The organism is Streptomyces sp. NPDC001902 (assembly GCF_042891295.1).
Lineage (GTDB): Bacteria > Actinomycetota > Actinomycetes > Streptomycetales > Streptomycetaceae > Actinacidiphila.
Genome location: NZ_JBIATA010000031.1, coordinates 33,883 through 51,714 on the forward strand (window position 1 = coordinate 33,883; position 17,832 = coordinate 51,714).

A 17,832-nucleotide genomic window follows, 5' to 3' on the forward strand; every position below is an offset into this window, starting at 1 on the left:
CCGAAATGATGTAGTGCAGCGGTGATCTCTGGCCTCGTTTTTCATGGATCCCGTCGGTTTGCCGGCGGGGACCCATAAACCAGCTCATGGGAAATTCGGGCTGGGTTCCCCTCTCTCACCCGACCGATTGGTGTGTGCTCGTCAATGACTGACAGTTCAGAGAACTCATCTCCCGAGTCCGCGAACGGTGCCGCGGCCGGGGCGCTGCTGCAGATGCTCAGCGGTTACTGGGTCACCCAGATCGTCCGGACTGCTGTTGATCTTTCCATCCCGGACCACCTGGCTGATGGTGCCCTGAGTGCGGAGGAAGTCGCCGCACGCGAGTCCAGCGACCCCGCGACCACCTACCGGCTCCTGCGGGCCTGTGCCTCGCTCGGCCTGGTGGCCTACGAGGGGGAGCGGCGATTTTCCGGTACGCCGATGAGCGAGCTGCTCCGTTCCGGGGTGCCGAACACCCTGCGGGAGCTGACCCTCACCTGGGCAGGGCCCTCCCACTGGCGGGCCTGGGAACGGATGCCAGAGGCAGTCCGCAAGGGTGGTACGCAGATCGAGAGCGCCCTGGGCACGGACTTCTTCACCTATCTGGGCAGGAATCCCGCGGAGGCGGAACTCTTCTCGGTCGCCATGTCCGGCATGTCGGCCCAGCTGAACCACGACCTGGTCAACGCGGTCGACGCCTCGGACAGCACGGTCGCCGTCGACGTCGGCGGCGGCACCGGAGCATTGGTACTGGGTCTCCTCCTGGCCAATCCGGGCCTGCGAGGCCAGAGCCTGGATCTGCCGCACGCCACGCCGGGAGCGCAGACGGAAGCCGAAAGGCAGGGGCTCACCGACCGCTTCACCGCGGTTCCCGGAAACTTCTTCACCTCCGTTCCGCCGGCTGACCTGTACCTGCTCAAAATGGTCCTGCACGACTGGAACGACACCGACTGTGTAAAGATTCTGCGCAATTGCCGCACCGCCGCTCTGCCCGGCGCGCGTGCTGTGGTGGTGGAGAACGTGATCGGGGAGATCGGGACACCGGGCTTCGAACCGCTCGCCGACATGCACATGCTCGCGATGCTGCCCGGGCAGGAACGCGATCTCCCCGAGTTCGACGCGCTCTTCGCCGCAGCCGGCTGGCGCCGGACATCGGTCACCCAGACCGGCTTCCAGTTCAAGATTCTGGAACTGGAAGCGGTTTAGCCGGTCAGGCATGGGTGGGCGGCCAGGGCGGAGATCCAGCCGCTCTGGCCCACGGCACGGCCAACGGATGACCTGGTCCGCTGAGCGCCGCATACCGCACGCTCTGTGGATGGCGATGGAACCTCGTCGAGGCGGCGGTCCGTACCGACAACCCCGGTTCGCCTTTCTCGCGGGCAGCCCGGCCGCACTGTGTGCCGAGAGCGACGAGGACGCGATACGACCGAACCTTCGGTGCGCACCTTTACCAAATTCTTCCGAAGCTCGGTATTTCTTCGCGAGCAGCGCTCCGTGATGCACTTGCCGACTTGTGCGAGTGATACGTGGAGAGCGGCAGGTCCGCGACAGACGAAAGAATCATCCCTGATGAAAGAAAACAAGCGGATATTCGGGTATGTCGGGTGCGGCCACGTCGGTGAGCGCACTCTGCTGGAAATGGTGATAACTGCCGGAATCGATGTGGCCTACAGCGTGGTGGGCGATCATGAACCGTTCACAGATCTGGAGCAGATTTTTCCGGGTCGCGTCCGGATAGTCACTCCCGAGGAGGCCGCGGAGGAGGGGGAGTGGCTGACCCTGCTGATGCCTTTCGAGGAACACCGGTCGCTTCCGGGGGACCTGGGATCCGGAAAGCCCATCATCGACATGACGAACCGCTATACGGGGCAACTGAGAGCCGTCACGGAGATCGCCGGCGCCTCCACGACGAGCAGTGAAATGATTCAGCGGTATTTCAAAGAGGCGAAGGTCGTCAAGGCGATCAACAACATCGACTACAAGCACTTCAGGGCCCTTGCCCGGCCGCAGGCAGCGGACAACAGAACTGCCCTCCCCATCGCCGGGGATGACGAGTCGGCCAAGGCGGACGTCACGTGGCTGCTCGGGCGTCTGGGCTTCGACGTAGTCGACGTGGGTCCGCTCCGCGAAGGATGGCGCTTCCAGCCAGGAATGTCGGCCTGCCACATCCCCTACGGCGCGGGTGGTGCGGAGGATGTCCGCCAACAGCCGGCCGCTCCGGTGTCCGCGGCGGTGCTGAGGCAGATCCTGTGGGCCTCCACCTCCTGCGCCCCCTGACAACGCCCGGCCAGTGCGTCCTCGTCACGGTGCCACTTGGTCGGCGATTCGAAGTGCACTCACCGATTACCCGCTGATATGGGCATCGGCCGCCCTGTGATCGGCTCGGCCCGCCTGATCCCTCTGCCTACCCGAAAGCTCTCTCATGTCACTTCCGGCTCTGATCCTCGTCCATGGCGCCTGGCACGACTCCCACGCTTGGCAGCTCCTTGCCTCGTGTCTCCCCGATGTGGACGTGAGGACCGTTCGCCTGCCCAGTACCGGTGAGGACCCCGAACTCCTCGGGGACCTGTATGCGGATTCGGCTCGCATCGAAGCCGTCCTGGGGGAAATCGGAGGACCGGCGGTGGTCCTCGGCCATTCCTACGGGGGAGCGCCCGTGTCGCAGACGCCGGCGGGGCCCGGCATCCTGCGGGTGATCTACCTGGCAGCGATGATGCAGGACGTCGGTGACACCGTGCTGACACCGACCGGAGGCGTCCATCCCCCGTACTGGGACGTCCATGAGGAGGAAGGCGACCGTCCGGGCTACTTCGGCGTGTCCGATCCGGTGGAAGTGCTGTACAACGGCGTCGACCCACCACTGGCGGAGTCCGTCGCGGCAACTCTGCGCAAGCAGTCCCTCGCTTCGGTCACCCAGCCTCTCACCCGGGCCGTCTGGCACGACGTACCGAGCTCCTACATCGTCTGCGAGCAGGACCGCGCGATCCCTGCCGCGTTCCAGTACTCCATGGCCCGGCAAGCCGACCGCGTGCGTCTGATGGACAGCGGGCACTCGCCGTTCCTCTCGCACCCGGCGGAATTGGCCCGACTGATCCGCGAGGAGATGGCCATCTGAAAAAGCGGTCAGATGGGCGCTGGACAGACCGGTGCCACCCCGGCAGCCCCCTCCGCTCTGCGCCGCTGCCTGCCGGCACTCCGGATCCGCGCCGTCCGGCACCCACCTCGAACGCGAAGCACGGTGTGTCTCTCTATGTTTCGTGTTGCGGGATCTGTTCGGCCCAGATGGTTTTGCCCTGTGGATGGTGGCGGGTGCCCCAGCGGCAGGTGAGTTGGGCGACGATGAACAGTCCCCGGCCGCTTTCGTCGAGGGTGCGGGCGCGGCGTAGGTGAGGGGTGGTGGTGCTGCCGTCGGTGACTTCGCAGGTGAGGCTGGTGTCGCAGCGGATCAGGCGGAGATATAGCGGTGGCTGGGCGTGGCGGATGGCGTTGGTGACCAGTTCGCTGACGATCAGGACGGTGGTGGGGGTGGCCTCGTCCAGGTTCCATGCCGTCAGCTGGGCGGTGACATGTTTGCGCGCGGCGGAGACGGCCGCCGGATCGGCGGTGAGGTCCCACGTGGCCACGGTGGTGGTGTCGAGTGTGCGGGTTCGTGCGGCGAGCACACGCAGTTGACGGGGGCTACCCTCTGTCGCAAGGGCCTGCAGGGCGGTATGGCAGGTGGCTGCGAGCGAGGACTGCGGCTCGATGCGTCGTTCGGGCACGGTGGATCCATCGGTCCTGGTCCCGGAACCGATTGGCTTCGCGGAGTGCGTGTGCAGCAGGAGCACGCTGCCTTTGCTGAGCCGGATCTCCGCGGTCGCGACATGTGCTCGTGCGCGTCCGAGCGGTTTTCCGGAGGGAAGGTCGACGGCGATGGTCACACCTTCGGGGCTGAAGACGATGGGGGCGGGGTGCCCGGCGCAGGCGAGAGTGCAGTCTGCTGTGACGGGGTCGTAGACGGCGTACAGGCAGCTTGCCGCGACGTCGTGGGCGGAGTCGTCCGGTTGCAGCCGGTGGAGGACGTCCTGCAGATGGGTGAGCGTCTCGTCCGGTTGCATGTCGATGTCCGCCAGCGTGCGCACCGCGGCGCGCAGTTCGGGCATCAGAGTAGGGGCCGGTTCTCCGTCCTCCGTCACGCTGCCGGCGACCAGCGCCACCCGGGCTCCAGGCAGCGGGATGACATCCAGCCAATGGGCCTGTGGCCTTCCGCTATCGGCCCGGCCGTATGCGAGATCCACGGCCGCCGGTTGCGGCAGGCGCGCGGGCCGTGGCCCCCTGGTCAGCAGAGAGGCACACAGATCTCCGGTGGCCTGACGTGGTGCAGAGGCGATCCGGCCCGTCCGCTCACCGCTCGAGGCAGGTACGGCGAAGGCGCACCTCGCTTTCTGGCGGCCCTGGACTTGGCAGATGACCAGGCTCATACCCAGAGACAGGAAGGCTGCGCTGATGACAACCGCCCGGCCGCCCTCCGACACGCCCGGAATCGCGAAACCGTAGATGCCCACGCTGGTCGCCAGAGTGGAAGCTCCGACGATCAGGGTGTGCCTGAGGGGCAGTAGGGCTGCCGCCATCACGGGTGCCAGCACCGAGTAGTCCGACCAGCGGACCAAACCCCCGGCAGAGGCCTTCAGCTGCAGCGCGCAGGCCGCAGCGAGATAGACGGCGAGCAGTGCACTCGGATGCCGGAGCAGGAGGAGTCTGGACGTGGCCATTCTCGTCACCGTCCTTTCTGGTGTGGTGCTTCATGCGCGTGTGGTTGGTGGCGCAGGGGGGATGGGCGATGCGCGGGCGTGCGGGTCTTCGGGCTGAGGATGTTCACGGTGGCGGTTGTCCGGCGTGGACGCGGTACGGGGGGTGATGGACCGCGACAAGTGCCAGGTCGTCCTGAAGGTTCTTGCCCACATGCCGGTCCACATCGAGGCTGACGTGCTGGACCAGACGGCTGGGGCAGTCCCAGGTCCACGTATCGGCACGGTCGAGGAGCGGGAAGAAGTCGCCGGCGGAGTCGCGGGCCTCGGCCAGGCCGTCGGTGTAGAGGAGCAGCGTGTCTCCGGGGCCGAAGGCAGCAGTGTCGAGGCGAAAGGCGTTGGGAGTATCCGCTGCAAGACCCAGCGGCGGGGCGGGCCGGGCGACAGGCAGCAGGGTGACCTGACTGCCCCGGCGCAGCAGAGGCGGCGGGTGCCCGCAGCTGACCACCCTGATGATCTCTTCGTCGTCGGGGAGTTCGATGAACAGGGTGGTGATGAACCGCTCGCTGCTGTCGGGGGCGATGGGGGTCAGCTCGCTCAGGTGCCTGCGGACGCTGCGTTCCAGGGAGGCCGCAAGTTCCGGGAGTGTGCGGTACTGCTGGGCTGCCTCACGGAAAGCGCCCAGGACAGCGGAGGCATCGTCGATGGCCGGAAGACCCTTTCCGCGGACGTCTCCGATGAGGAGGCGTGTGGCCCGGCCGGTGCGGGCGGCTGCGTACAAGTCACCGCCCACCAGTGCGTGCGCCGCCGCGGCGCGGTACATCGAGGCGATACGGAAAGGGCCCAGCTCCGGGGGAACTGGCCGCAGCAGCACTCGTTGGGCTGCTTCGGAGACAGCCCGTACCTGGGCCAGCTCTCGCAAGTCGCGGTCATGCAGCGCCCGGGAGGCGATGACGAACGCGGAGACTATGAGCACCGCCCCGATGTGAATGGGCAGCAGCGGTGAGTGCAACAGGCCGTCGTGGCGGTCCACGAGAAGCACTGCCCCGGCCGCCATGACCGCGACCACGGCCGTGAAGTGTGTCCGTGCGAACGTTCCCGTGCACGTGGGAGCCGCCACGAGCAGCGGGGACAGGTGAACCGCAAGGGGAGCGAAAGACGCACCCATGGTGATGGCCACGATCAGCAGGAGTGGAGGCACAACCTGGCCGCGCATGCCCAAGGGCCCGGTGCTGCGGCCATGAATTTTCGGCCGCTTGGGGACTCCGGGGCCGGACGCTCGAAGCAAGCAAGCTCCGGCATCGGCCGCAGGCGCGGATACGGAAGTGCGCGGGAAGGGCGGCATCACAAGTCCGAGGAATGGCCGGACTTTCCTGGAAGGAAGGTGTCGTATCAACATGGCGCGGCTTTCGTGCCATCGCGGCAGGGAAGGGTGAGTTGAGGCCCCAAGAGCCCGTCAGCGGTCAAACCGGTGATTGTCCGGTCAGTGGGAATGACGTGGGGGATCTGCGTCCCAGTGCATCGCCGCCCACTACGCCTCGCAGTGCCGCAAGGGGGTCAATTGGTGTGCGTCCCAGAGAGGCAGGAGCCCGCTCGGGAGTCCACCTCAGTACTGCGACGTCTTCGGTGCATGCGCGGCTCTGTTCGGATCACAGGTCCGCCATCCTTAATTTTTCCGTCTAGTGAAAGTGTGTCATCGCTATGCGATTCCACTGTGCGACGTGCCGTTCGGCACGTCAAGCGAGCCGTTGTCCCCTGCATCCGGACCGGCACGGCAGGCGCGACGCAGGATATACAACCATCCTTCCTCGCACGGAGCTTGAAGGGCAACCGCATGTCGATGGCTATTGATTCGGCCATCCGGTTGTGGTCGAGAGCTCGGACGAATTTTCGTGACCGGACAACCCGTCAACCAAATCGGCAGGGAGAGTCGGGGCAGCCGGCGACAACGCGGCCATGGAGTCCTTCTTCAGCCTGCTGCAGAAGAACGTCCTCGACCGCCGGAGCTGGGCCACCCGCGAAGAACTGCGCATCGCGATCGTGACCTGGATCGAGCGGACCTACCACCGCCGCCGCAGACAAGCCGCACTCGGCCGCCTGACCCCCGTCGAATTCGAGACCGTCATGACCCCACCGGCCCTCCAGGCCGCGTGACCCAACCTGTCACCCAAACCTGCAGCAGACCCTTGCGACCTTACTGCCGGTCTGGCCGGATTCATACTGCGACCCCATGTGTGTGACGGTCGGGCGTCCCACGAGCGCAGGCCGTTGCCATCTCGCCCCACTGAGATCCGCGCCCGCGTGGTCTCCGCGACTCGGAATGCCGAGCCAGACTTTCATTCAATGAAAGTTTTTTGCTGCCCGCTCTTCCGGAGGTAGCATCCGGACGTTCGTATTCCAATGGAGAGCGGAGCCGGGCTTCAGTATGGAAAACATCGTCGTGCAAACGATCCAGGGCGCCGTGCGAGGCGTAACGGACAAGGGTGTCAGCGTGTTCAGGGGCATTCCGTACGCCGCGCCTCTCGAGGGCCCCCGGCGTTTCAAGGCGCCGCAGCAGCCCCAGCCATGGGACGGCGTCCGCGACGCCACTGGCTTCAGTGCCTCGCCCCCGCAGGCACAGATGCCCCCTTTGCCGGCGCTGTGGCACCCGGGTGACGATGCCGACTGCCTCACCGTGAATGTCTGGACGCCCGATCCCGGGGCAGCCGGTCTCCCGGTCATGGTCTGGCTTTACGGGGGAGCGTTCATTTTCGGTTCCGCGAGCCAGCCCGAGTTCGACGGCGCGAACCTGGCCGCTTCGGGCGTCGTGCTGGCGACCTTGAACTATCGCACCGGCTTCGAGGGTTTGGGCTGGCTGCCGGACGCGCCGGGGAACCGGGCGCTGCTCGACCAGCTCGCGGCCCTGCGCTGGGTGCAGGAGAACATCGCGCGTTTCGGCGGGGACCCGGACAACGTCACGATCTTCGGACAGTCAGCGGGAGGCAGCGCGGTGGCGGCGCTGACGGCCGCCGAGGCCGGCCGCGGGCTGTTCGGCCGGGCCATTGGACAGAGCGTCACAGCGGCCTTTCTGCCTGATGAACAGGCGCGCGGCACGGCAGAGCGGATCGCGGCGGCGCTCGGTGTGCCGCTCACTTCCGAGGCCTTCGCGGGCGTGGCGTCCGAGGCGATCCACGCCGTGCAGTCCAGGGAGGGCGAGGTGACTCCCTACGGACTGGTGGTGGACGGGGATGTCGTACGTGACCAGCCCTGGCGCGGCCTGCGTGCGGAGGTCGACCTCATGACCGGGTTCGCCCGCGACGAGTACCGATTCTTCGCCATGGCCATGAACGAGAACCTGTCCGCCGTTGACGTCGCCGGTGTCGCGGCGGCGCACGGCGTTCCTCTCGATGCCTACCGAGCCGCGTACCCTGGCGCCTCCGATGCCGATCTGTACATCCTCATCCAGTCCGACGCGTTCTTCCGCATGCCGTCGACGTGGTGCGCCCAGGAGCACTCCGGCCGTAGCTGGTCCTATGAGGTGGCCTGGCCGACCCCGGTGTTCGGCGGGGCGCTCGGCGCCTGCCACCTGCTCGACGTACCGCTGACATTCGGCAACTTCCACGGCCCGATGGCGGCCATGCTCTTCGGCGACTCACTGCCGCCGGAGGCTGTGAGCCTGGCAGAGGAGTTCCGCAGGTCGTTGACGGCCTTTGCCGCCACCGGCGACCCCGGCTGGCCGCAGTACCGGAAGGGTGAGGCGCTCACGCAGATCTGGGACGTGCCCGTCTCGGTGGTGGGCGACCCCGTGTCGGCGTCCCGACAGATCTGGGCGGACAAGCTGTAGAGCCCCCGGGAGCCTGCCTGCTTCGGCGAGGTGAGGGTTCACTCGCGCGGCGCTTGCCCACAGCAGAAACCGACACACGAAGGACTTCGTCATGGTTGACGCCAGTACATCATCTCGCATATCCGATTCCTTCGACTACGGCGTCTTGGTGCCCCTGGATGTCTACTTCGACGACCTTGACCCCTATGGGATGCTGCACAATTCCCGCTACACCGTGATGGTCGAACGTGCGTGGAACACGTACGCGTTGAGCCTGGGCTTCGGGGCAGCCGACGAGGCCGTGCCGACCCTCTACGTCGTGAAGGCGGTTTCCATCGTGTTCGACCGTCCTTTGACCGGCGGCGGGGCAATCGCCGTCCGCCTCTGGACGGTGCGGGTGGGAAGCACTTCGGCCACGACCGGCTTCCGTGTGTGCAGCCGCGATGGCAGCAGTACGTATGCACACGGGGCGCGGACCATCGTGCATGTCAGCGGGGAGACGATGCGGCCCACCGAGTGGTCCGAGGGCCATCGAGCGGGGCTCGAGCGAATCCAGGGCCCTGAAGCCTGACGGAGCCTCAAGCCAGTTCTCGTATCCGCAGGAGTCGAGCACTCGCCCCTGAGAGGAGCATGATGTCGATTGAGAAACAATCCCCGCACGATTCGGCGCCATCCGCCAGTGCGGGCATCGAAACCAAGTTGGTCACCTCAGTGCGGCCGGCTATCGAGGCCGATGTTGAGGAGATCGACCTCTCCGGCGAGATCCCGGAGAGACTGTACGAAACGCTGCGGGCGGCCGGCGCCTTCAGCTTTCTCACACCACGCGAGCTTGGTGGCCTTGAGGTCACACTTCCAGAATCCATGAAAATATACGAAGAGCTCGGCCGTATCGATGCCTCGGTGGCATGGGTGGTCTGGAACGCCAACTTCGGTTTCTTGGGGGCTCTATTGAACGAATCGGGCGTCACCCAGAGCTGGGGAAGCGGAAGAACACCGAGCTTCGCGAACTCATGAATACCCGTAACCGCTGAGCCAGTCGATGACGGTATCTCATCACTGGCAAGTGGAAGTGGGTCGGAGGTATCGTGCGGACGGCCGACACTAATGACGAAACTGGTCGATGGCATGCCGACGACCCAGTTCCGACAGGTCTCGGACGATCTGTCGCATAAAGAAAATTCAGCGGCACAGAACGACCCTCGACGGGCAAAGGTGCCGCTTGGCCTGCGACGATATGAGTGACGAGTTCGCATTACAGCAGAAACCAGGGGCGCCTTTGCCCTCGTGGGCAACAGTTCGCGCCCCATGAAGGAAGGCTTTCAGTCATGCTACATATAACCGTGACTCGGGTAGATCCAGGCAAAGTGGAAGGGCTTCGCGATTGGTTGCAGGTGGTGCAGGGCCCGCGACGGGATGAGGTCACCGCGACCTTGGTTGATGAAGGTGTGCGGCACGAACGCGCGGTGCTCGTTGAGTCCTCGGACGCACCGCTGCTGATCTATGTTGTCGAGTGTGACGACTATGAAGCCGCGCGGGCCGTTTTCGCGAAGTCCGAGCACCCGATAGATGCGGAACACAAACAGGTGATGGCCGAGGTAGGGGGCACTCCTGTGCCATTCGAGGAGCTGCTGGACGTAAAACCCCCGGCGTAGTTCCCCTTGATCTTGAGGGTGTCGTTCTGGCGCCGTCGCAGTCAAGCCTCAAAGGCCTGTCATCAGCGCTGACACACCCTCCAGTGCCATTCATGAAATTTTCCGACCTTTGACCTCATGAATGCGCCGTCCGTCACGGACGGTCCGGCGCGACACCCCCGCCGCTCGCGGGGGCTCTCCCGGGGACGCGACCGTCGCGTGCCCCACCCGCGCGGGCCTGGGCGCCCGCCGCAACAACACCATCACATCAGGAGAAAGTCCATGCTTCGCCGTCGTACGTTCCGTATAGCCGGTCTCGGCGCGGCCGGTGTCGCCCTCGCCGGCGGCGTGACCGCGTTCGCGTCGGCCGGGCCCGCCCACAACACCCCGGCCGGCCCCAAGCCGACCATCGTCCTGGCCAACGGCGCCTGCGTGTCTCTCGGCTCACTGAAGGGGCAAGGGGCCGATTGGATGGTGTTGCTCATCGATCGCAATCACGTCGACGGTCAGCTCGATCGGGCCGGGCCCCGCAGAGCCTTCTTGGACAGTTCGGTGCTTTGGGTGTGGCGGTACCGCCAGCTGCCTGCGCGACGGACTTCTGGAGGGCGTGCGCGCGTACGAACAGGCTGCCGCCCGCAAGGTCGAGGACTTGCGCGTCCAGTTGTCTCGCGCCGAAGTCTTCGCCGTCACCTGCCGCACCCGTCTGGAACGCGCCGGTGGGACTATCCCGGCGGCTGGTGTCTGGTGACACGGAACCTGGACCGATTGCCAGTGAAGTTGGATACCGCCCCGATCTACTTGCTTCCGCTTCTCGCGAGCGTGCTAGTCCTGGCCTTCCGCAGGCCGTAGACAGCAGCCCCGAGGGCGAGGACTGCGGCGCCAGGGATGACCGTGCTCAGGGGCAGGGCGAAGGCGAGGGTCGCGCAGTCGGCCAGGCCGATGACAGGGACGAGGCGGTTGGGGCGGCCCTCTCCTGGGGTGAGGGTGCCAGGTGGCATGCCCGAGGCTGCCGCAGTCGGCAGCCTGTCCGGACCGGCGTGCGCAGAGGCCGGGAACGGCTTTGGCGTTCACCGCGCCGACCTGCCCGGCTTCCCCTCCCCCGAGGTGAAGGGGTCTGTTGGGGGCCCCTCGGCCCTATGGGAGTCGTTCGTCGAGCAGCCGGGCCCCTGAGCGGTCGTGCAACGTGGCGGCGATCGGTGCTGCGCAACGCAGGGTCCCCGGCCCCCCGCCTGCCGGTGCTCTGCTCCGGGGTCTGACGTCGGTCAATGGTCAGCGGCAAAATGCGTCCACAAGTTCAGCGAAAAGCAAGAAGGGTGGCCCATACTGCGTTGCCCCCGGTGCGTGTGGAGCGGGCTACTCCCCATTTGTCTGCGATCTGCCGTACGAGCAGCAGGCCGCGGCCGTTCTCGTCCTCGAGGCCAGGGGGGCGCGGGGGCAGGTTGATCTGCCTGCGGTCGTGGTCGTGTACCTCGATACGCAGGCGCTGGTCCATGTCGAGCACGACGCCGCACAGGATCCGCGTGCTGAGTGCGTGAACGACGGCGTTGGTGGCCAGCTCGGAGAGGATCAGTACGGCGTCGGCGCGCGGCTCGCCAGGCACCCCCCACAGGGTGAGGATTTCGGACATCGTGTGACGGGCGGTCTTGACGCTGGTGCGCTCCGCCGGGAGATCCAGCCAGTGGCCCCTGTGTGGGGGTGAGGTGTCCAGGGACCAGGGGGAGGGGGTCGTGTGGGGGGCCACGATGGTCGCCTTCCATGGGAGACGTGCACGGTGAAGGTGATGTGGCGGACTCGCGACCCCCGATCGCCAGGGCACGCCAACTCGGCGAATCATGGCTCCCGTTGGGCGACGCCCGCTGCTCGGCCTGGAACGCTCGAGAAGTAACTATGCTCGTAGGCGTGTTCATGCCGCAACCGGCTTCCTGATAATTTCAGGATGCCTCCATCCGTCTGGCGTATGCAGCAAGTCGCTGTCATCATCATGCTGTTGATTGCTCATCAGGAGGTAGGCCGTGAGCGAGGCACGCCCGGGCGCCGGTACGAGCGCACCCACCGTTCTCCGCATGATCTTGGGCAAGCGGCTCCAGGAACTGCGGCGCGGCGCGGGGGTGTCGTTGGAGGATGCCGCCAAGGCCCTGCGTGTGAAGCCCTTGACCATCCGCCGGCTGGAAAAGGCAGAGGTCGGCCTGAAGATCCTCTACGTTGAGAAGCTGCTGGAGACCTACGGGGCCCAACAGGGCGAGATCGACGAGTTCATTGCCATGGCCGAGCGGGCCAACGAACCCGGCTGGTGGCACGCGTACCGCGACGTGCTGCCGTCCTGGTTCACCGCCTATGTGAGCCTGGAGACCGGCGCCAAGACCCTGCGCACCTACGAGCCCCACTACGTCACCGGGCTGCTGCAGACGCACGAATACGCGCGTGCGCTCCTGCGTGCCGGCTTCCCTCACGACAGTGAGGAAGACCTGGAACGGCGTGTCCATTTGCGACTGCGACGGCAGAGCCTGCTGGAACGACCTGACGCACCCACGCTGTGGGTGGTGATGGAGGAGGCCGTCCTGCACCGCGCCGTCGGTGGACCGGAAGTGATGCGCGAGCAGATCGACCGGCTCCTCGAGGCGTCCGACCTGCCCCACGTCAGCCTCGACATCGTGCCGTTCGCCACCGGCGCCCATGTCGGGGCGTGTGCGCCGTTCACCTATTTCCGCTTCGAGGAGCCGGAGCTTCCCGACATCGTCTACAGCGAGATCCTCTCCGCCTCCATGTACCTCGATCAACGCTCCGATGTCGCAGCTCATCTCGAGGCGCACAACCGGATGTCCCTGCTGACCTCCTCCGCGGACAGCAAGGCCCTCCTGAACCGCATGCGCAAGGAGTACGGATGACCACCATCGACGACCGCGTCTACAACGGGATGCCCGCGACAGACCTCGGCGACCAGGGCTGGGAATGCCCCTGGAGTGGCCCCAACGGCGGCCAGTGCGTGGAGACCAAGCAACTCCCCGACGGCCGCGTGGCAGTACGGCAGTCGACGGATCCGGCCGGTCCCGCGCTGATCTACACGCCGGAAGAGATCACCGCGTTCATCGCGGGTGTCAAGAAGGGCCTCGCCGATCACCTGACGGCCGGCTGAACCACGTCACGAGCGGGAAGGGCCCGGGGCGGACCCGGCTGCGACCTGCCCGGCACCACAACGCACACCACGACAAGGGGACAGGATGAGCAACTCCCACGCCGCGCGGGACATCGACACCAGCAGGCCGCATTCCGCCCGCATGTACGACTACTACCTGGGCGGCAAGGACCATTTCGACGTCGACAAGCAGGCGGCCGAGACGGTGGCGTCCGTCTACCCAGGCATCTTCACCTGTGCACGGGAGAACCGGGCGTTCATGCACCGGGCGACCCGGGTCCTCGCGCAGGAGTACGGCATCCGCCAGTGGCTCGACATCGGCACCGGCATCCCCACCGAACCGAACCTGCACCAGGTGGCCCAAGCCGTCGTTCCCGAGGCCAGGGTGGTCTACGCCGACAACGACCCCCTCGTCCTGAAGTACGCCGAACGCCTGATGCGCAGCATGCCGCAAGGCCGCACCACGTACATAGAGGCGGACATCAACGAGCCCGCGGCGCTCCTGGAGGCCCCCGAACTGTCCGCGGTCCTGGACCTGAGCCTGCCCGTGGCCCTGTCCATGAACGCGCTCATGCACTTCGTCACCGACGCCCAGGATCCCTACGGAATCGTGGCGCGCCTGCTGGACGCCCTGCCCTCGGGAAGCGCCCTGGCGCTGAGCCACTGCACACCCGACTTCGACCCGCCCACCTGGGAGAAGGTCACCGCCATCTACACCAATGCAGGAACTCCGGTGCAGTTCCGTTCCCGCAAAGACGTCGCCCGCTTCTTCACCGGACTCGATCTCCTCGACCCCGGCATCACCGTCGGCCACCGCTGGCGACCCGAAGCTGACAACGTTGGCACCGCAGCCAGGGACATCACGGACGCGGAGGTCAGCCTCTGGACGGGAGTCGGCATCAAACCGTAGCCCGAACCCCTCCTGGTGGGCGCGTAAGCCACCCCGAGCCGGCCCATCGCGCCCACCGCCTCCGGACGCATCCGCCGCGAACAAATTCGTCACCGATAGGCCGCTACATCGACGGCAAGAACCGGCGGTCTATGGCTGTCTTGATTCCGTGCCAGGATCCAGGTCTGGCTCGGCCAACCGTCCGCGATCGGTCGTGGTGGGCCAGTTCCGCCTCCAGCACCGCGAACAGGGACCGGTGTGGACAGGCCCCGGTCTCAGGCGGGGTGTTTCTCGCGGTCACTGGATAGGGGATTGCGGGGGAGGTAGTTCGGTGGCGTGCTCCTGGTCGAGGGATTCGACGCCGTCGATTGCTTCCAGGGCCGGTATCCGGTTCTCTGCGATGGTGCCGGTGAGCGTGCCGAGGATCCGCTGCTCGCTGGTGACCGTCAGTCCGGCCTGCCTCAAGCCTATGAGCACGTCTGCGAACCGGTCGGGGTCGACCGCGAGGATGACCCCGACCGGCGCGGACTGCGACGACTTGCTCACGGGGCCTGGAGGAGGCCGGCGCCGATGTCCCTGATGGGTTGTGTCAGCGGGAACGTACCGGACTTCAGGCTGGCCACGAGGTCGGTCGCGGAAGCGTTGGGGTTGGCCTGGGCGAGGAGTGCAAGGACACCCACGACGTGCGGGGTGGCCATGCTGGTGCCGCCCGTGGTCTGGTATTCGCCTCCGGGGCAGCCCAGCGCACCTGCCAGCCGGGCGCGGCGATGTTGATCTCGCCGCCCTGGCCGTTGATAGCGCCGTTGGAGAAGAACGCCGGCGTGAGGCCCCGGTCGGTCGCGGCTACCGCGAGGATGGAGGGGCAGTCGGCGGGCCGGCCGACGGGCTCGATGGTCGGGGGCCGCCGGCTGTCGTTGCCTGCGGCGGCGACGATGACCGTCCCGCGTTCGAGTGCGCGCTGGGCCACTTCTCGTATGTCTGCGGGAAGAGCTCACTGGGTTGGACCGGTGCGCCGAGCGACATGGAGGTCACCCGCGCGCCGCGGGCGACGGCCCAGGCCATGCCGGCAAGGATCTGGCCGTCGGTGCCGCTGCCTGCGTTGCTGAGGACCTTCGCTGCGAGGATCCGGGCTTCGCAGGCCACGCCGTAGCGGGGTCCTTGCTGGGGGTTGGCCGGGCCGGCGGCGGTGCCGATGCAGTGTGTTCCGTGGCCGTGGCCGTCCTCGACGATTTCGCCGGGCACGAACGAGGCTGTCGCCTCGATGCGTCCGGCCAGGTCCGGGTGGTCGGTGTCCACGCCGGTGTCCAGGACAGCCATCTTCACATCCCGTCCGGTCAGGCTGGACAGGTTGGACGTGGGGCCTGCAAGCCCCACGTCCACTGCTGCTCGTCCCAGGCCGGACCCTGGACAGCGGCGACTTCGGCCCTGGTGTGGCGGGCGACCACGTCCTCGTCGCTGCGGTAGGCCGGGAAGAATTCGGTCGGTGCCTGCTGCGGGGCGGTGATCGGGGCTCGGCGATGCCCGCCAGCAGCATGCGGCCCTGGTGGAGCACGCACCGGCGCTGTTCCTCCGTCGGCACGGCGGCGTATTCGGGGATCTCGGCCCGGATGCGCCGGACGATCTCGTGGCTGGTGACCGGAAGGTCCGCGCGGGAGCGGCTGGCGATCCTGGGCGAGGCCAGTACGAGGATCGGCACCACCTTGGATGTCATGCGGACCGGGCAGGAACTGGCGGACCTGGCCGTGCCGCTACTGGCGGACTTCGCCACCGTCGACCTGGCGGAGTCGGTCCCCCTGGGGGATGAGCCCCTGGCCCGCCTCGGCGCGCAGGATGGTGACATCCCGGCCTTCCGCCGGGCGGGCCTGGCCTCGGTCCATCAGGAAGTCCCGGAGTCCCTGTTCGATCGGGGAGAGCCGGTCTTCGTCTCGCCGACCTCGCCCTTCAACAGCGTCCTGCGTTCGGGAAAGTCGCACTTCGAGGCGGTGCTGGACACTTCCCCCGGTACCTGGGTGAGCCGGCAGCATCCGGCCCGGAAGCGGAAAATCCACGAGCATCGGATGCACTCTTTGCCGGTCGTCCCCGTCCACGCAGGCGGCGCCGTGCTGGGGGTGGCGATGTTCGTAAGGGCAGGGGATTCGCCACCCTTCGAGGAGGACGACCTGCTCCTGGCCGAGGAACTGGTCAGCTGGGCCGCCTTGTGCCTGGACAATGCCAGCCAGTACTCCCGCGAGCGTGCCGCGGCCCTGACCCTGCAGCGGCACCTGCTGCCCCACCGCGTTACAGGCGGTTCCGCGGTTGAGGTGGCCTGGCGCTACCTGCCGGCCGACAGCCACCACGGTGTCGGGGGCGACTGGTTCGACGTGATCCCGCTGCCCGGCGCCCGGACCGCCCTGGTGGTCGGCGACGAGAGCGGTGGCGACGAGGAGGGGCACGGCGGCGCATGTCCGCCCGCAGGTCGCCGGGGACTTCAGACGAAGGCGCTCTGCCCGGTGATGGACTTGCCGACGATCAGGGTCTGCATCTCGCGGGTGCCCTCGTAGGAGTAGAGGGCTTCGGAGTCGGCGAAGAACCGTGCGATGTCGTAGCCGAGCAGGATGCCGTTGCCGCCGAAGATCTCGCGGCTCCAGGCGACGACCTCGCGCATCCGTGAGGAGACGAAGCCCTTGGCGAGCGCGGACTGTTCGTCGCGGAAGATGCCGGCGTCCTGCAGGCGGGCGAGCTGCACCAGCATGCCCCAGGAGGCGGTGATGTTGCCCAGGCTCTTGACGAGCAGGTCCTGCACCATCTGGAACTTTGCGATCGGGCGGCCGAACGCGATGCGCTCCTTGGCGTAGTCCAGGGCCAGTTCGTAGGCGCCGATCATGAGACCCAGCGACTGCCAGGCAACCCCGCTGCGGGTCATGCGCAGGATCTCCGCGACGTCCCGGAACGAGCCGATGTTCTGCAGCCGGTTCTCCTCCGGCACGCGCACCTCGGTGAGGCTGATCTCGGCGTTCTGCACGATCCGCAGCGCGATCTTGCCCTCGATCTTCTCCGGGACGAACCCAGGCGTGCCCTTCTCGACGACGAAGCCCTTGACGTGGTCGTCGTCGACGTCCCGTGCCCACACCACGACGTAGTCGGCGAAGGTGGCGTTGCCGATCCACTTCTTGGCGCCGTTCAGGACCCAGGTGTCGCCCTCGCGCCGGGCGGTGGTGCGCATCCCGCCGGCGACATCGGAGCCGCCCAGCGGCTCGGTGAGGGCGAACGCGCCGATCTTGTCCATGGTGGCCATCTGCGGCAGCCACCGGTCGCGCTGTTCCTGGCTGCCGCCATGGTGAATGGAGTAGAAGGCGAGTCCGTTGTGGACGCCGAAGAAGGTGGCGACCGAGGAGTCCGTACGGCTGAGTTCCATGGCCATCATGCCGCCGAGCAGGTGGCTGACGGCCGGCTGGTGCTCGCCGTAGCCTTCGTAGGACAGTGCGGCCAGGCCGCTGCCGCGGAACTTGTCGATCAGTTCGACGGGGAACTCGCCCTTGGCCCAGTTGTCGTTCACCAGGGGCTTGATCTCGTCCCGCATGAGGCCGCGGGCCTTGAGGAGGATCTTGCGTTCCTCGTCCGAGAGCAGCGCCTCGTAGCGGTAGAAGTCGGCGGCCAGAGTGTCTTCCAGCTCGGTGAGCTCGTGGTCCATG

General features: G+C 66.9%; 17 protein-coding genes and 3 pseudogenes. 12 read left to right on the forward strand and 8 right to left on the reverse strand.

All coding sequences use genetic code 11. From position 1 onward, the window contains the following. Positions 1 to 144: 144 nt before the first annotated feature. The 3 genes from ACFYYN_RS36070 to ACFYYN_RS36080 all read left to right on the forward strand — a co-directional run bounded on the left by ACFYYN_RS36070 (position 145) and on the right by ACFYYN_RS36080 (position 3,094). Complete coding sequence (locus ACFYYN_RS36070) at positions 145 to 1,185, forward strand: methyltransferase (RefSeq protein WP_500549084.1); 1,041 nt, start codon at positions 145 to 147, stop codon at positions 1,183 to 1,185. 363 nt (positions 1,186 to 1,548) lie between these two features. Beyond that, complete coding sequence (locus ACFYYN_RS36075; protein ID WP_500549085.1) at positions 1,549 to 2,256, forward strand: NADPH-dependent F420 reductase; 708 nt, start codon at positions 1,549 to 1,551, stop codon at positions 2,254 to 2,256. Positions 2,257 to 2,401: 145 nt separating this feature from the next. Further along, positions 2,402 to 3,094: an alpha/beta hydrolase gene (locus ACFYYN_RS36080; protein WP_500549086.1), complete on the forward strand. Its 693-nt coding sequence runs from the start codon at positions 2,402 to 2,404 to the stop codon at positions 3,092 to 3,094. Positions 3,095 to 3,227: 133 nt separating this feature from the next. Here ACFYYN_RS36080 and ACFYYN_RS36085 read toward each other — a convergent pair whose 3' ends face one another. Together ACFYYN_RS36085 and ACFYYN_RS36090 are read right to left on the reverse strand one after the other, a co-directional pair. After that, on the reverse strand, positions 3,228 to 4,730 hold the full coding sequence (locus tag ACFYYN_RS36085) for a SpoIIE family protein phosphatase (protein ID WP_500549087.1): 1,503 nt from the start codon (positions 4,728 to 4,730) through the stop codon (positions 3,228 to 3,230). Positions 4,731 to 4,833: 103 nt separating this feature from the next. Further along, positions 4,834 to 5,775, reverse strand: a complete 942-nt coding sequence (locus ACFYYN_RS36090; protein WP_500549088.1) for a PP2C family protein-serine/threonine phosphatase — start codon at positions 5,773 to 5,775, stop codon at positions 4,834 to 4,836. An 848-nt stretch (positions 5,776 to 6,623) separates the two neighbouring features. On the opposite strand from ACFYYN_RS36090, the pseudogene ACFYYN_RS36095 reads away from it, so the two are divergent. The 5 genes and pseudogenes from ACFYYN_RS36095 to ACFYYN_RS36115 all read left to right on the forward strand — a co-directional run. Further along, a pseudogene (locus ACFYYN_RS36095) lies at positions 6,624 to 6,860 on the forward strand (integrase core domain-containing protein); the annotation flags it as partial. Between the two features lie 271 nt (positions 6,861 to 7,131). After that, positions 7,132 to 8,529 carry a carboxylesterase/lipase family protein gene (locus ACFYYN_RS36100; protein ID WP_500549089.1) on the forward strand — a complete coding sequence of 466 codons (1,398 nt, stop codon included), beginning with the start codon at positions 7,132 to 7,134 and terminating at the stop codon, positions 8,527 to 8,529. Between the two features lie 91 nt (positions 8,530 to 8,620). Further along, a complete protein-coding gene (locus tag ACFYYN_RS36105; protein WP_500549090.1) occupies positions 8,621 to 9,079 on the forward strand; it encodes an acyl-CoA thioesterase in 459 nt (152 codons plus the stop codon). A gap of 59 nt (positions 9,080 to 9,138) precedes the next feature. Further along, positions 9,139 to 9,522: an acyl-CoA dehydrogenase family protein gene (locus tag ACFYYN_RS36110; RefSeq protein WP_500549091.1), complete on the forward strand. Its 384-nt coding sequence runs from the start codon at positions 9,139 to 9,141 to the stop codon at positions 9,520 to 9,522. 311 nt (positions 9,523 to 9,833) lie between these two features. Further along, positions 9,834 to 10,160 carry a DUF6176 family protein gene (locus tag ACFYYN_RS36115; RefSeq protein ID WP_500549092.1) on the forward strand — a complete coding sequence of 109 codons (327 nt, stop codon included), beginning with the start codon at positions 9,834 to 9,836 and terminating at the stop codon, positions 10,158 to 10,160. A gap of 1,273 nt (positions 10,161 to 11,433) precedes the next feature. On the opposite strand, the gene ACFYYN_RS36120 is transcribed toward ACFYYN_RS36115, so the two are convergent. Then, complete coding sequence (locus tag ACFYYN_RS36120; RefSeq protein WP_500549093.1) at positions 11,434 to 11,880, reverse strand: ATP-binding protein; 447 nt, start codon at positions 11,878 to 11,880, stop codon at positions 11,434 to 11,436. A 271-nt stretch (positions 11,881 to 12,151) separates the two neighbouring features. Between ACFYYN_RS36120 and ACFYYN_RS36125 the strand changes: the two genes are divergently transcribed. The 3 genes from ACFYYN_RS36125 (at position 12,152) to ACFYYN_RS36135 (ending at position 14,182) form a co-directional block, all read left to right on the forward strand. Then, positions 12,152 to 13,024: a Sco1979 family transcriptional regulator gene (locus ACFYYN_RS36125; RefSeq protein ID WP_500549094.1), complete on the forward strand. Its 873-nt coding sequence runs from the start codon at positions 12,152 to 12,154 to the stop codon at positions 13,022 to 13,024. Further along, positions 13,021 to 13,272, forward strand: a complete 252-nt coding sequence (locus ACFYYN_RS36130) for a DUF397 domain-containing protein (RefSeq protein WP_500549095.1) — start codon at positions 13,021 to 13,023, stop codon at positions 13,270 to 13,272. The genes ACFYYN_RS36125 and ACFYYN_RS36130 overlap by 4 nt, the downstream gene beginning before the upstream one ends. An 85-nt stretch (positions 13,273 to 13,357) precedes the next feature. Next, on the forward strand, positions 13,358 to 14,182 hold the full coding sequence (locus tag ACFYYN_RS36135; RefSeq protein WP_500549096.1) for an SAM-dependent methyltransferase: 825 nt from the start codon (positions 13,358 to 13,360) through the stop codon (positions 14,180 to 14,182). A 276-nt stretch (positions 14,183 to 14,458) separates the two neighbouring features. On the opposite strand, the gene ACFYYN_RS36140 is transcribed toward ACFYYN_RS36135, so the two are convergent. From ACFYYN_RS36140 to ACFYYN_RS36155, 4 genes and pseudogenes are all read right to left on the reverse strand, one after another. Beyond that, a complete protein-coding gene (locus tag ACFYYN_RS36140) occupies positions 14,459 to 14,707 on the reverse strand; it encodes a hypothetical protein (protein WP_500549097.1) in 249 nt (82 codons plus the stop codon). After that, positions 14,704 to 15,027, reverse strand: coding sequence for a S8 family serine peptidase (locus ACFYYN_RS36145; protein WP_500549140.1), 324 nt, complete (start codon positions 15,025 to 15,027; stop codon positions 14,704 to 14,706). Before ACFYYN_RS36145 ends, ACFYYN_RS36140 begins: the two co-directional genes overlap by 4 nt. After that, positions 14,973 to 15,128, reverse strand: a pseudogene (locus ACFYYN_RS36150) (S8 family serine peptidase); the annotation flags it as partial. The pseudogene ACFYYN_RS36150 and the gene ACFYYN_RS36145, both read right to left, overlap by 55 nt. A 71-nt stretch (positions 15,129 to 15,199) precedes the next feature. Beyond that, positions 15,200 to 15,478 (reverse strand): annotated as a pseudogene (locus tag ACFYYN_RS36155) (S8 family serine peptidase); the annotation flags it as partial. A 290-nt stretch (positions 15,479 to 15,768) separates the two neighbouring features. On the opposite strand from ACFYYN_RS36155, the gene ACFYYN_RS36160 reads away from it, so the two are divergent. Then, positions 15,769 to 16,701, forward strand: a complete 933-nt coding sequence (locus ACFYYN_RS36160) for a PP2C family protein-serine/threonine phosphatase (RefSeq protein WP_500549098.1) — start codon at positions 15,769 to 15,771, stop codon at positions 16,699 to 16,701. Here the strand turns inward: ACFYYN_RS36160 and ACFYYN_RS36165 are convergent. After that, positions 16,629 to 17,831: an acyl-CoA dehydrogenase family protein gene (locus ACFYYN_RS36165; RefSeq protein ID WP_500549099.1), complete on the reverse strand. Its 1,203-nt coding sequence runs from the start codon at positions 17,829 to 17,831 to the stop codon at positions 16,629 to 16,631. The two genes, ACFYYN_RS36160 and ACFYYN_RS36165, sit on opposite strands and share 73 nt — an antisense overlap. Position 17,832 lies beyond the last annotated feature (1 nt).

What these genes read in the sequence shown, in the direction of transcription:
- ACFYYN_RS36075 (WP_500549085.1), top strand. Translation starts at nt 1,549, where the DNA reads ATGAAAGAAAACAAGCGGATATTCGGGTATGTCGGGTGCGGCCACGTC.
- ACFYYN_RS36160 (WP_500549098.1), top strand. Translation starts at nt 15,769, where the DNA reads ATGCGCCGGACGATCTCGTGGCTGGTGACCGGAAGGTCCGCGCGGGAG.
- ACFYYN_RS36115 (WP_500549092.1), top strand. Translation starts at nt 9,834, where the DNA reads ATGCTACATATAACCGTGACTCGGGTAGATCCAGGCAAAGTGGAAGGG.
- ACFYYN_RS36105 (WP_500549090.1), top strand. Translation starts at nt 8,621, where the DNA reads ATGGTTGACGCCAGTACATCATCTCGCATATCCGATTCCTTCGACTAC.
- ACFYYN_RS36135 (WP_500549096.1), top strand. Translation starts at nt 13,358, where the DNA reads ATGAGCAACTCCCACGCCGCGCGGGACATCGACACCAGCAGGCCGCAT.
- ACFYYN_RS36165 (WP_500549099.1), bottom strand. Translation starts at nt 17,831, where the DNA reads ATGGACCACGAGCTCACCGAGCTGGAAGACACTCTGGCCGCCGACTTC.
- ACFYYN_RS36080 (WP_500549086.1), top strand. Translation starts at nt 2,402, where the DNA reads ATGTCACTTCCGGCTCTGATCCTCGTCCATGGCGCCTGGCACGACTCC.
- ACFYYN_RS36100 (WP_500549089.1), top strand. Translation starts at nt 7,132, where the DNA reads ATGGAAAACATCGTCGTGCAAACGATCCAGGGCGCCGTGCGAGGCGTA.
- ACFYYN_RS36085 (WP_500549087.1), bottom strand. Translation starts at nt 4,730, where the DNA reads ATGGCCACGTCCAGACTCCTCCTGCTCCGGCATCCGAGTGCACTGCTC.
- ACFYYN_RS36070 (WP_500549084.1), top strand. Translation starts at nt 145, where the DNA reads ATGACTGACAGTTCAGAGAACTCATCTCCCGAGTCCGCGAACGGTGCC.
- ACFYYN_RS36110 (WP_500549091.1), top strand. Translation starts at nt 9,139, where the DNA reads ATGATGTCGATTGAGAAACAATCCCCGCACGATTCGGCGCCATCCGCC.
- ACFYYN_RS36130 (WP_500549095.1), top strand. Translation starts at nt 13,021, where the DNA reads ATGACCACCATCGACGACCGCGTCTACAACGGGATGCCCGCGACAGAC.